We start from the raw sequence: 13206 nt of genomic DNA, 5'->3' as shown, positions 1-13206 counted from the left end.
TAAACATACAATTATAATATAAGTTTTAATTTACCTAAAAGCTAAAAGTTAGATATAAGAACTTAACAGCTTTTGGATTAAGCTTTACTTAATATGATAAGGAGGGAATGGGGTGGATTTTGAGGTTATAGTTAAATATCACGGTGATTTATCAAAAATAGAAGAAGATTTGGAGTCTGTTGTTGAGCTTTTAAATGAAAGGTTTGCAATAATTACTTTAAAAGAAGAAGATATACCTAAATTACTAGATTACGAAGAGATAGAATATATAGAGAGACCTTTTATTTTAGGACCGAGTTTAACAGGTTCTGAAGCAAGTGGAATAGATTCTTTTAAAAGCACAACAGGTCTCACGGGTGATGGGGTTATAATAGGAATTATAGATTCTGGAATAGATTATAGGCACCCGTATTTTATTAATGAAGATTCTACATCCAAGATAATAAGTATATGGGATCAAACAAGAGAGGGGAATCCACCTGAAGGATTTAAAGAAGGATATGTTTATACAAATGAAGATATCAATAAAGCACTTGAGGGAGAAGAGAGTATTCCTTTTGTAGATCAAGTAGGGCATGGGACACATGTAGCAGGAATAGCATCCTCTGCAGCCCCAGATGCCGATATAATAGCTGTTAAGGTAGGAACTAAGGGAATAGAGTCATTTGCTAGAACAACAGAGTTTATGAGGGCTGTAAAGTATATAATAGATGAAGCAGAAAAATTAGGTAAACCTGTTGTTATAAATATAAGTTATGGAACTAATGAAGGACCTCATGATGGAACTTCTTTGTTTGAAGAGTATTTAGATGATATGTCACAAAGATGGAAAACTTCTATTGTCGTTGCAGCTGGTAATGAAGGTGATAAGGGGCATCATAAGTATGTAAAGCTTGAAGAAGATGTATTAAAGCCAATTGAATTCTCTGTAGGACCTGGAGAAAGAGAGCTTGACATTGCTATATGGAAGAAATTTGCCGATGATTTCACCTTTAAAGTTGTAAATCCATCTGGAGTATCTAGTCCAAACATTGGAGAAAACTCTGGAGAAATAAATGCTATGTTAGGAAATACCAATATGACATCTTTTTTTGTTCCACCAACTCCATATACATTAAGAGAACAGGCTAGAATTAATTTAAAATGGAATCCATATATTCAAGAGGGAATATGGAAGATAATAATAGATGCTAGTGAAGTTGTAGAAGGAGATGTCGATATATATCTGCCTATATCGGAGAAATTAAGTAAAAATACTAAATTTTTAGATCCAACCACAGAGCTTACGATAACAACTCCAGCTACTGCTAAAAGAGTTATATCTGTTGGAAGCTATGATCATAAAACAGATACAACATCATCTTTCTCTGGAAGAGGTGATGTATCAAGGAATATAGTCAAACCTGATATAGTAGCTCCGGGTGAGGATATAGTATCTAGTTTTCCAGGAGGAGGATTAGCAGCTCTTTCAGGAACGAGTATGGCAGCTCCACAAGTAGCTGGAAGTATAGCACTTTTAATGGAATGGGGAATAGCTGACGGAAATGACCCATTTTTATATGCTGATAGGATTAAAGCTTTAATATTAAAAAATGCTACACGAGATAAGAGTTTTTTAGAATATCCAGATGAGATTTGGGGGTATGGTGAATTGAATTTAAAAGATATTAATACACAAGGTTTTAGGAATTTATATAGAGGTGACAATAATTATAGGGATGGGAATGACGGTTTAAAGGAATATGTAGTAGAATATCAAGGTGATATAGCAGACGAATTAAATGAAATGGGTATAGATAAAATTCAAAAGATAAATGATAGATATGCAGTAGTATATGTTCCTGATTATCTAAATGCAGAAATATTAGTAGAAAGAATAGATAATATAGTAGCTGTAAGAAGACCTATGAAAATGGTACCTCTTATAGATAACAGTATAGAAGAGACTGGATCTAAATTCTTTCACGAGCATCCATATATACCTCAGACGGGAAGAGGTGTTTTGGTAGCTATAATTGATTCAGGGGTAGATTATTCTCATCCTGATTTTATATATGAGGATGACACTTCTAAGATAGTAAGTATTTGGGATCAGAATTTAGAAGGAAATCCACCAGAAGGATTTGTATTTGGGAAAGAATATACAAGAGAAGAAATAAATGAAGCAATTCAAAGTGGTGAAAAATTAGAGACTACAGATGAAACAGGCCATGGAACATTAGTAGCAGGAATAATAGGTGGAAGAGGAATGGTAGATGAAAAGTATGTAGGAGCTGCTCCTGATAGTGAATTTGTAGTTGTAAAATTAGAAAATCATAATGGGCATTATAATTCTTCAGATTTAATGCTTGGAATAAAATATGCATATGAAAAGGCACAAGAGCTCGGTATGCCTTTAGTTATAAATGTATCTGTAGGATCAAATGAAGGAAGTCATGATGGTAGAACTATGTTAGAAAATTATATATATGAATTAACTAGAAATAGAGGAGTAGTAGCTGTTACAGCAGCAGGAAATGAAGCAGATACTAAAACTCATTATAGTGGGAAATTTAATAATACAGGAGAAGTACAAGAAGTAGAGCTTAAAGTAGGAGAAAATCAAGATGATTTAGAAGTTTATTTTTGGGGTAAAAAACCTGATAGAATATCTGTGGGGTTGGTTTCTCCAACTGGAGATGCTATTGATAAAATACCAGCTAAATTAAGCGAAACTGAACTTGTGAAATTTACAATGGAAGGTTCAGAAACGAATATAACTTATAAATTCCCAGATGAGCTTACTGGAGATGAATTTATAGGGATTTCTTTCGAAAATATAAAACCTGGGAATTGGATTATAAAATTATATGGAGATTACATTGTAGATGGAAGATACGATATGTACCTACCTAATAAAGAATTACTTGCAGATGGAACTGAATTCTTAAAGGCAGATCCCTACGGAACTATAGTTACTCCAGGTACAGCAGAAGCTGGAATAACAGCAGGAGCTTATAATCATAGAGACAATAGTTTGTATAGAGCTTCTTCAAGAGGTCCAACTAGAGATGATAGAATAAAACCAGATATAGTAGCTCCGGGGGTTAATATAACGTCCACTACTCCAGGTGGAGGATATGGAACGATTACAGGAACAAGTGCTGCAGGAGCTCATACAGCAGGTGCTGTAGCACAGCTTTTACAGTGGGGAATAGTAGAAGGAAATGATACAAGAATGTATACTCCAAAAGTTAAGACTTACTTAATAAGAGGAGCTAATATGAGAGAAGGGGATGAATATCCTAATATATCTTGGGGGTATGGTTCTCTTGATTTACGACGTGCTTTTGAAAAAATAAGATCTGTATTTAACTGGAGATATTCTTCACAAGTTAAAAAAGATATATAAAGAAAAAGAGTAAAGCTTATAAGCTTTACTCTTTTTCTTTATATATCTTTTTTAGTGTTTATTTTAATTCTGCAATTTTAGTAACTGCTACGTAAATATCAGAAATTTTAAACCAAGTACGGAAATCTACTGTTCCTGTAACTGGTAATCTAAATATTTCTTGGAATGTTCTTACAGCTTCAGCAGTTGAGTCTCCGTATACACCGTCTACTTTCATTTTAGGGATAGCAGGATAGTTTTGTGCTATTCTATTTAGTTGAGTTTGTATTGTTCTAACTGGACTTCCACTTGAACCAATTCCTAGGGTATAACCAGGATAAGAGGTAGGAACTCCTGTTACTACTTGAGCTCTTTTAAATGCTATATTAGGTCCGTAAAAAAATCTTAATATTTCATCATAAGACTTACCTAGATCTCCTTGATATTTACTACCCCATTGAGTCATCCATGTAGGACATTCAACTCGAACACCATCACAGTACTGAGAAAGAAGAGGTTGCCTTCTATCTCCTGGTCTACTAAAGTATAGATTGAATATATCGTCTACAACTAAACTTATATTTTCGAATATATTTCTTCCGTATACCCATTTATGATCGAATGCTGTTGATGATGTTATAGTGTAATTTTTACCTTTTCCTCGATACCATTCAGTAAAAACTCTGTTCAAAGTAAATGATACTATAGCACATACATTTGCGTATATTGTGCTTACTGGCCATGTTGAGTATATTTCAGATGATGCCACATTTTTTATATAGTCCTTATATCTAACCCAATAGTTAGGAGCGGAATCATCATCTGGGGAACCATCGTGTACTATAATATACTCTGGAACTTGAGGAAAATCTAAAACTACAAATCCTGTAGGTGGAGGTATAATTTTATTTGGTGTTTCTGGAATTTTTGGAGGAAATACTCCCCATAAAGTGTGTTCACTAATAACTACAATTTCAGTTTCTTGTCTCATGAATCTAGTGTTTTCTATTTTATCAAGCTCTATGCCTTGAACAGCAAGTTCTGTTGCCAGTATTTGAATACCATCTACTACAACATCTACATATCCATCTTTTATAACCTCTACTACATAGGTGCTATAAGGTCTTGTCTCTGATGGTTTTTGTGAATATATAAGGTCAGGTGCTGGTAAATCTATAATCGGTGTTTGACCAAATTCATTTGTAGGGAGATTTTCTGCTAAAGTTTTTTGAGTGTCAGTTTCTGTGGAATAAATATTGACTCTACAACCTGATATTGGAGTTTTAGTTTTACTATCTATAACTTGAACTAATAATCTACCAGTTTCCATAATTACATCACCTTCCTAACCTCAAATAAGTCGTCTAGAATATACCAAGTAGGAGCTATTTCTGTATTTAAAACCCAATAACCAATACCTTCAAGATTCATATCTTCTGCAAGTTCATGCTTGTATAATTGGCTTAATGCATCTTCAAAATGAACTTCATGAAGATCTCCTTTTTCGTCTGTATATCTGAAATACGGAGTTTTAGATTGATTATTCCACATTATTTGTGCATTATTGTCTATTGCTAGTTTGTATGCATTTTCAAGTGTTACTGTTTCTGCAGACTCTTGTTTATATTTATAAACAAGCCAATCGTATCCGTATAAATTTACTCCCATATATATTACATCTTTAGGCATTTTTGTTATAGCATAATCGAGTACTTTTTTTACATTAGGAAGAGGAGCTATAGGTTGAGGATCTCCACCTACCCATCCCCATTCATAAGTCATAATATATGCTATATCCAAGTATTTTCCTAACTCTTCATAGTCAAAGAATCCAACCCAAGGTCTATCAGACCAATCTTCCCATTTAGGAGCAATAGCCATTCCAAGTACTTTATTATTTTCATGAAGTTTTTCAGATAGTTTTTTGACGAAAGTATTAAATAGATCTCTATCATCTGGATATAGATTTTCAAAATCTAGAATGACTCCTCCGTAGTTGTTATCTACAGTTAATTTAACTATGTTATCTATCAATTTATCCATATTATTTGTTAAAACTTCTCTTGCTAAATCCTTATTGAAATTTTCTCCATCAAAGTTAGTTATAACAGGAAGAGGACTTATGTTATTGTCTAATATAAACTGTGGTAAATCATCTGGAATTTCACTGATTAAATTTCCATCCTTGTCAGTTCTGACATCAAATATAGCCATATAAGTTAATTGATCTGATATTTCTTTTATATAATCATAATATTTTTCGTAATCTTTTCCTGGTTGAAAAAAAGGTAGAGTAGAAATCTGTTGTCTTGAGCTTGAGCTAGGTATTTTAATAGTTTGACCAGGATAAACTACATATGGAGATTTTAAATTATTAATATTAATTATATCTTCATAATCTACATTGAATTTTTTAGCAATTTTATATAAAAAATCTCCAACTTCTACTTTATATTCAAAATCATTTTTATTAGATTTATTAGAATTTGAAGGTATTAAAAGATTCATTCCAACAGCTACTTTATCATAATAGGGAAGATTATTGGCTTTTACGATATCATCTATAGATACTTTGAATTTATTAGATATATCATAAAGGCTGTCTCCTTTATTGACTCTATAAATTTCCATTTTACCCCTCCTAAATTAAATTATTATATAATATGAAAAAAATCATATTTTGTTAAGTTATTTTGGGAATAATAAAAATCAAATAAAGTGTTTGGAGGAAGATTATGAATATGAAACTTTTTATTACAGCAATAGCACCGTCAATTGCACTTTTGATTGGGATATATCTTACTGATAGATATGACAAAGAACCACCAGAACTTTTATTAAAAGTATTTATATTGGGATGTTTATCTGTTATTCCAACTATTGTAGTTGAAAAAATATTAGATAAATTTAATGTTTTTTCTGGTATAATGTGGCCTTTTTATACAGCTTTTATAGTTGCTGGATTTACAGAGGAGTATTTTAAGAGGTTGGTAGTTTTAAAGAGTGCGTTTAAGAGTCCTCATTTCAATGAAAAGCTTGATGGAATAGTTTATTGTACGTTTGCATCACTGGGATTTGCAACTATAGAGAATATAATGTATGTTGTATTTAAATTCAGCTCAAATCCTACTGTAGGAATAGGAAGGGGATTATTTTCTGTTCCGTCTCATATGCTATATGGAGTAACTATGGGGTATTACTTGTCTCTTGCAAAATATTGTGTTATGGAGGAAGGTGTTTGTAAGAAATATCTTAGAAAATCTTTGACTATGCCTATAATACTTCATGGTATATTTGATTTTATACTGATGTCTAATATGCCTATATTGATGGGGTTATTTTTACCTTATGTAATTTATTTGTGGAAGATAAATCTTAGTAAATTAAATAAGTATACACAAGATTCAAAAGATAGATTTGGATTTATAAATAAAATACAGAAAGAATAAAGTTAAAAAAACTAATATATACTATTTAATTTATGATATTATTATAGTATATATATACTATTTAATTTATGATTTTTTTATAGTAAAGTAGTTTTAAGATGATATAATATATTTCAAGTAAAAAATTCATACATTGATTTAATTAAACAGAAAAAATCTAATTAAACATATTTTGGGGGATTTTATGAAAGAAAAATTCTATAAGAATTGGATTATACTGCCGATTACTATTTTCTTTATATGTGTATTTATTTTAAATAATATACCTTTTAAAGGGAATGTACAATCTAGTATATTCGATTTTTTTATTAAAACATTAGGATATATATTATCTTTATTTTGTCTTGGGATATCGGTTAAGTTGAAGACAAGATATTTAAGTTTTGGATGGATATTTTTATCTATATATATATTTGGGGATATTATAAATATAATGAAATACAATATAGTAGATACGGGGATAACTAATATTGTATTTAATAGCTCGTTTTTATTAGGAATGATATTTATAGCTTATGGATTTTTAAAAGCTATAGTAGAAAGGGAAAATTTATTAGAAGAAATAACTCATACTGCATTTAATGATTCATTGACAGAGCTTCCAAACAGAAGGGATATTGAAAAAAATATTGAGAAAGCTTTATCAGAGAATAAAAAATTTGCTATATTATTTGTAGACTTGGATAAATTTAAATTGATAAATGATTCTCTAGGACATAGTCATGGTGATTATATATTAAAAAAAGTAGCCAGAAGAATTAAAGAAAATATTAGAGAAGAAGATTATTTAGCAAGATCTGGTGGAGATGAATTTCTTATAATACTTAATGATATTGAAAATGAAAATGAAATAGCTCAAATCTCTAAAAAAATTGTACGTAGATTTAGAAAACCATTTGAATTAGAAGATAGCACTGTACATATAACATGCAGTATAGGAATTTGCTTATATCCTAAAAATGGAGACAATATGGAAACACTTATGAAAAATGCTGATATAGCTATGCATAAAACTAAGGAAAAGCAGGGGAATGGTTATCAATTTTATAATGATAATATGCATAGTCAGATAAAAAATAAATTCGATATTGCAGAAAGTCTTATAATTGGGATACAGAAGGATGAGTTTATTCTACATTATCAGCCTAAAGTAGATATAATGACAAATCAAATAATTGGAGTTGAAGCTCTTGTAAGATGGAATCATACTAAAAAGGGTATGATATATCCTAATGAGTTTATACCAATAGCAGAAGAAACAGGGTTTATAAAAACATTGGATAAACATATATTAAAGCTTGCATGCCTTCAAATAAGAGATTGGATAGATAGAGGAAAAGAGCCTATAAACATTTCTGTAAATGTATCTCCAAAGCTATTACATGAGGAAAGTTTTATCCCGCATTTAGAAGCTGTATTTGAGTCAACAAAAATAGATCCTAAAGACATAAGTATTGAAATAATAGAAACTGCTGCCATGGAAGATAAAGAATATGTTTACAATGTTTTAAATATATTAAGAAGCAAGGGGATAAAAATACTTCTAGATGATTTTGGAAAGGGCTATTCATCGTTAAGCTATTTGAAGGATTTGCCTATAGATAAGGTTAAAATAGATAAAGTATTTGTAGATGAGATTTGTTTTAATAATGTAAATAGAACTATAATGAAGGCTATTATAGATATGTCAACGGCTTTGAATCTTAAGGTATTAGCTGAAGGAGTAGAGAATGTAGACCAATTGAACTTATTGGAAGAATTAGATTGTCAATCTTATCAGGGATATTTATACAGTAAACCTGTATCTATTGAGAATCTAGAAAAAATGATATATGAGGATGAGAAAAAAGGCGCTATTATATAATAGCGCCTATTTTGTAAGTGTAGATATTATTTCATCTAGAGACGATTCTGTTTTTAGTTTATATGTATTTGCTTTTACAGAATTCTCAAGATTTAATTCTTTCAATTTTGTTAAAAAATCTTGTGGATTTTCAATTAATCCTAGATTTTTTAGATTGCTGGCTACTTGAGAACCTGATTCTCCGGACTTGACTTGAAAATATACGATATCTTGTATAGAAATTTTAGAATTATTTTCATTTGAATTATCATTAGATGGAGTGTTTGTATCTTCCATAGTAGTATTTATATTCATTACTGATTCTTTATCTTTATCAAACCATCCATAAAACTGATATCCAATAGTGGCTATTATAATTAATAAAACAAAAAATCCTAATATTAGGTCGCTTATTTCATAAAAAATATCTTTGAATTTTTCTATTGTAATTACCTCCTTTGCTGTTAGTTTGATCCTAATTATATTTTAATGTATATATATATATAGTCAACATAAAAATTTATTGAAATATAAAATTGGAAATGATATCCTAATAATAAAGGCATATTTGTATAGACATAAGTTTATTTATAATGAATAGTAAATTATAATCTTTTTGAATTGTAGATAAATATAATTTGCGTTATGAATTTCAAAAAAGTCTACATTGAAAATCTTTAGAATAAAGACTTTTTTATAAAAGTATTAATTACATAATATAAAGTGCAGTTTAATTCAGATGGAGTTTTTACTTTAACTGAAGTTTTAGTTGCGTAAGTCACATTTTGGGTAAACTAATCCAGAAGCTGTAGAGTCATTATCTCTAGCCTTAAGAGGGGATGTACATAGAACTCTTAGCTTTTGGATAAATGTAAGGGGGAGATAGTATGAAAAAGAGGATATCATTATTGGTTATAATGAGTATGATTTTAACTTTATTTGTGCCATCAATAGTTAGTGCAAATGAAGAAGAAACTACTTTAACAATAGTAGGAACAAGTGATATTCATGGAAGAATATTTCCATGGGATTATGCATTAGATACAGAAGATTCTGATGCAGGATATTTAAAGGTTGCAACTGTTGTAAAAGAAATTAAAAGTAATAATAAAAATGTAATATTAGTTGATGCAGGAGATACTACTCAAGATAATTCAATAGAACTTTTCCAGGGAAAAGATAAAAATCCTATAATTGAAGTTATGAATGATATAGGATATGACACATGGACTCTTGGAAATCATGAATTTAACTTTGGTCTTGATGTATTAGATAAGGCAGTTAAAACTTCAAATGCTACAGTTTTAGCTGGAAACTTATATAAAGAAGATGGAAAAAGGGTTTATGATGCTTATAAAATAGTAGAAAAAGATGGAGTTAAGGTAGCTATAATAGGAATGGTTACTCCTAATATACCAAGATGGGAATCATCAACTCCAGAGCATTTCAAAGGATTAGAATTTAGAAACCCAGTTGAAGAAACTTCAAAGGTTATAAATGAACTTAAGGGTAAAGCTGACGTATTCGTTGGTGTATTTCATATGGGACTTGAAGATGAATATACAGATTTTGATGGAACGAGAAGTATAATAGAAAAAAATCCAGAGCTTGATGCTGTTGTAATGGGACATGCTCATAGTGATATTGCAGGTGAAAAAGTAGGAGATACTATAGTTATTGAACCTAAGAGTTATGGAAATAGAGTATCTAAAATAGATTTAAAATTAAAAAAAGAAAACGGAAAATGGGATGTAGTTGAAAAAAATAGTGAAAACATAGACACTAAGAATTATAAAGTTGATAAAGAGCTTGAAAATAAATACAATTACATTCATGAAACTTCTAGAAATGATGCAAATATGGTAATAGGAAGTGTTACTGACGATTTTATAGAGAATACTCAGGTATTACCAGGTATACCTACAGCTCAAGTAGAAGATACTGCATTAATAGACTTTATAAATAAAGTTCAAATGCACTATTCTGGAGCGGATATATCATCAGTAGCAGCTTTTAAAAATGATATGAACCTTTTAAAGGGAGATTTTAAGAAAAAAGATGTTGCTAATATATATAAATATCCAAATACATTAATTAGTGTTAAGGTTACAGGTAAGCAATTAAAAGATTATATGGAATGGTCTGCAAGATACTATAATACTTATAAAGATGGAGATGTTACAGTTAGTTTTAATCCTGAAATAAGAGGATACAATTATGATATGTTCTCAGGTGTTGATTATGATATAGATATATCAAAGCCAGAAGGACAAAGAATAGTTAATCTTAAGTTCAAGGATCAACCTGTTACTGATGATATGACATTTACTATAGCAGTTAACAACTATAGATTCGGGAACATGGTTAAGGATGGATACTTTAAAGAAGAAGATAAAGTATTTGATTCTTCATTAGAGTATGCAGATGGAAGCATAAGAAGTCTTATTGTTAAATATGTTACTAAAAATAAAGAAGTAACTCCACAAGTTGATAATAACTGGAAATTAATTGGGATAGATTTAGATAATCCTCTAAAAGATGAGGTTTATAAATTAGTGAAAGAAGGAAAAATAAGCATTCCTACATCAGAGGATAAGAGAACTCCTAATGTTAAATCTTTAAATGTATATGAACTTCAAAAACAAGGGTTACTTAAGTCTGATGTTAAACAAGGATCTAAAGAGCAACTTAAAAAGGAAGAAGTTAAGAAAGAGGAAGTAAAGAAGGAAGAGATTATAAAAGAAGAAGTTAAAAAAGAAGTTGTTGTTAAAGAACAAAGCTATACAGTTAAAAATGGAGATGTTCTTTGGAAAATAGCTAAGAAATTCGATATTGATTGGAAAAAGTTAGCTGAGTATAATAATTTAAATAATCCAAATTTAATATATCCAAGTCAAGTAATTAAAATACCATCTATGTAATAAAAAAGTTATTATTTAAAAGAATATTAGATGTAAACTTTTTTGAAACTCATGACGAAAATTATATTTATCCGCAACTTAAAGAGGAATATAATTTCCTATTCGTTATAAGAAAGACCCTTATAGGGTCTTTTTTTGACTTAAGTAAAAATGATATATTGAAATAAACCGCTAAATAGTCAATAATTTTGTATGTCAAAAATTTAATAGTTTTAATAAACTAAATAAAAGGCATATTATATATAATACTAACTTTTGACTTATAGGAGGATTATATGGGAAGCATAGATAAAAAATACGAATTTGTAATAACAAAATTTTTGGCAAGGTATAATTATGATGCGGTTTTAGATATATTAGAAGAACTTGGAATAGAGAATGGAGATCTTCATATATTGGTTAGTTACTGTAAATCATCTGTTAATTTTGATTTTAGGACTGCTGTAAAAAAGCTTGATATGTTAACTCCTCAAATTAAAAACAGAAAAGATGTAAAAAAGCTTAGAAATAATTCTATAGATTTATTGGATGGAGAAGTTGCTGCTATATTCTCTGAGTTTATAGAAAATATAAAAATAAAGTTGATAAATGAAGAATATATAGATTTTTTAGGAAGAATATACAGATTAAAGGAAGCTTTGTTTAAGTATGTATTTGTTCAAAGTCAATCAAATAAAACAAAAATATCTATGATAGGGTATATGGTATCTAAAAAAAACATATTGAATATACTTAAAAAGAAGTATAATATATATACTAGCAACTTGACTTATGGAATTACTAGATATATAAACAAAAATATGAGAAAAACAAAAAAAATAGCTAAAGTATTAGAAATACTCAATAGCGAAAAATTAGAGAACTTAATAAGACTTAGAAATGAATGTCCTGTTGGACACGGTTTTAAAGGAGTTAGCAAAGAAGATATAGAACATATATATGGGAAGCCATTTGAAGTTGTGGACGATTTTATAACTGCATGTGAAAAATTAGATGTTGATATAAAGTTTGATAAATATGATGATATAAATAATATAATAATAGAACTTCTAAGTAAATATATAAGGGATAAAGGAGACGTTTGCTATGAATGAAAAAGTAAAAAGTGAAATTGTGGAGTGGATAAAAACTATAGGAATAGCTTGTATACTGGCTTTTTTTATAACTTTATTTATAAGACCTACTCTTGTTAAGGGGTACTCTATGTATCCAACACTTGAAGAAAATGATTACCTTATAATAAATAAAATACCATACACTATGAATGAGCCTAAAAAGGGAGATATAGTTATATTCAAATCGCACCTACCTGGAGACAATGGGAAAGACAAGGACCTTGTTAAAAGGGTTGTAGGTCTTCCTGGTGATAAGGTAAAGGTTATGAATGGAAAAGTGTATGTTAATGATGTAGAGCTTAAAGAAGACTATATAAATGGGGATTACACAGATGGTATTATAGATTCAGTAGTTCCTGAAGGTCATATATTTGCCATGGGAGATAATAGACCTAATAGTTTAGATAGTAGAGATCCTAGAGTTGGTTTTGTAGAGGAAGATGAAATAATAGGTAGAGCTTTTATAAGACTTTATCCATTTAATAAAATAGGTTTATTAAAATAATTA

Annotated in this window: 9 protein-coding genes; 6 read left to right on the top strand and 3 right to left on the bottom strand. The window is 29.6% G+C overall.

The window, feature by feature from the left end; genetic code table 11:
* Positions 1-112: 112 nt before the first annotated feature.
* On the top strand, positions 113-3391 hold the full coding sequence (locus P4S50_RS14475) for a S8 family peptidase (RefSeq protein ID WP_277731511.1): 3279 nt from the start codon (positions 113-115) through the stop codon (positions 3389-3391).
* Between the two features lie 58 nt (positions 3392-3449).
* Here P4S50_RS14475 and P4S50_RS14470 read toward each other — a convergent pair whose 3' ends face one another.
* Complete coding sequence (locus P4S50_RS14470; RefSeq protein ID WP_277731510.1) at positions 3450-4700, bottom strand: peptidoglycan-binding domain-containing protein; 1251 nt, start codon at positions 4698-4700, stop codon at positions 3450-3452.
* Positions 4701-4702: 2 nt separating this feature from the next.
* The gene (locus tag P4S50_RS14465) at positions 4703-6001 is read right to left on the bottom strand and encodes a LysM peptidoglycan-binding domain-containing protein (RefSeq protein WP_277731509.1); all 1299 of its coding nucleotides are present in this window, start codon (positions 5999-6001) and stop codon (positions 4703-4705) included.
* A 104-nt stretch (positions 6002-6105) separates the two neighbouring features.
* On the opposite strand from P4S50_RS14465, the gene P4S50_RS14460 reads away from it, so the two are divergent.
* Both P4S50_RS14460 and P4S50_RS14455 read left to right on the top strand, forming a co-directional pair.
* Positions 6106-6819: a PrsW family intramembrane metalloprotease gene (locus P4S50_RS14460; protein WP_277731508.1), complete on the top strand. Its 714-nt coding sequence runs from the start codon at positions 6106-6108 to the stop codon at positions 6817-6819.
* A gap of 184 nt (positions 6820-7003) precedes the next feature.
* Positions 7004-8683, top strand: coding sequence for a putative bifunctional diguanylate cyclase/phosphodiesterase (locus P4S50_RS14455; RefSeq protein ID WP_277731507.1), 1680 nt, complete (start codon positions 7004-7006; stop codon positions 8681-8683).
* Between the two features lie 6 nt (positions 8684-8689).
* On the opposite strand, the gene P4S50_RS14450 is transcribed toward P4S50_RS14455, so the two are convergent.
* Entirely contained in the window at positions 8690-8977 is a 288-nt protein-coding gene (locus P4S50_RS14450) for a hypothetical protein (RefSeq protein ID WP_277731506.1), read from the bottom strand.
* A 572-nt stretch (positions 8978-9549) separates the two neighbouring features.
* On the opposite strand from P4S50_RS14450, the gene P4S50_RS14445 reads away from it, so the two are divergent.
* From P4S50_RS14445 to lepB, 3 genes are all read left to right on the top strand, one after another.
* Positions 9550-11583, top strand: a complete 2034-nt coding sequence (locus P4S50_RS14445) for a 5'-nucleotidase C-terminal domain-containing protein (protein ID WP_277731505.1) — start codon at positions 9550-9552, stop codon at positions 11581-11583.
* 275 nt (positions 11584-11858) lie between these two features.
* Positions 11859-12677, top strand: coding sequence for a hypothetical protein (locus tag P4S50_RS14440; RefSeq protein WP_277731504.1), 819 nt, complete (start codon positions 11859-11861; stop codon positions 12675-12677).
* Positions 12670-13203: a signal peptidase I gene (gene lepB / locus P4S50_RS14435; RefSeq protein WP_277731503.1), complete on the top strand. Its 534-nt coding sequence runs from the start codon at positions 12670-12672 to the stop codon at positions 13201-13203. Before P4S50_RS14440 ends, lepB begins: the two co-directional genes overlap by 8 nt.
* Positions 13204-13206 lie beyond the last annotated feature (3 nt).

The organism is Tepidibacter hydrothermalis (assembly GCF_029542625.1).
Taxonomy (GTDB): Bacteria; Bacillota; Clostridia; order Peptostreptococcales; family Peptostreptococcaceae; genus Tepidibacter_A; species Tepidibacter_A hydrothermalis.
Note: the sequence above shows the minus strand (reverse complement) of the source record. Positions and strands in the feature narration are given on the sequence as shown.

Excerpts from the sequence above, each read along its gene's own strand:
- P4S50_RS14470 (WP_277731510.1), bottom strand. The coding sequence starts at position 4,700 with ATGGAAACTGGTAGATTATTAGTTCAAGTTATAGATAGTAAAACTAAA.
- P4S50_RS14465 (WP_277731509.1), bottom strand. The coding sequence starts at position 6,001 with ATGGAAATTTATAGAGTCAATAAAGGAGACAGCCTTTATGATATATCT.
- P4S50_RS14460 (WP_277731508.1), top strand. The coding sequence starts at position 6,106 with ATGAATATGAAACTTTTTATTACAGCAATAGCACCGTCAATTGCACTT.
- P4S50_RS14455 (WP_277731507.1), top strand. The coding sequence starts at position 7,004 with ATGAAAGAAAAATTCTATAAGAATTGGATTATACTGCCGATTACTATT.
- P4S50_RS14450 (WP_277731506.1), bottom strand. The coding sequence starts at position 8,977 with ATGAATATAAATACTACTATGGAAGATACAAACACTCCATCTAATGAT.
- P4S50_RS14445 (WP_277731505.1), top strand. The coding sequence starts at position 9,550 with ATGAAAAAGAGGATATCATTATTGGTTATAATGAGTATGATTTTAACT.
- P4S50_RS14440 (WP_277731504.1), top strand. The coding sequence starts at position 11,859 with ATGGGAAGCATAGATAAAAAATACGAATTTGTAATAACAAAATTTTTG.
- lepB (WP_277731503.1), top strand. The coding sequence starts at position 12,670 with ATGAATGAAAAAGTAAAAAGTGAAATTGTGGAGTGGATAAAAACTATA.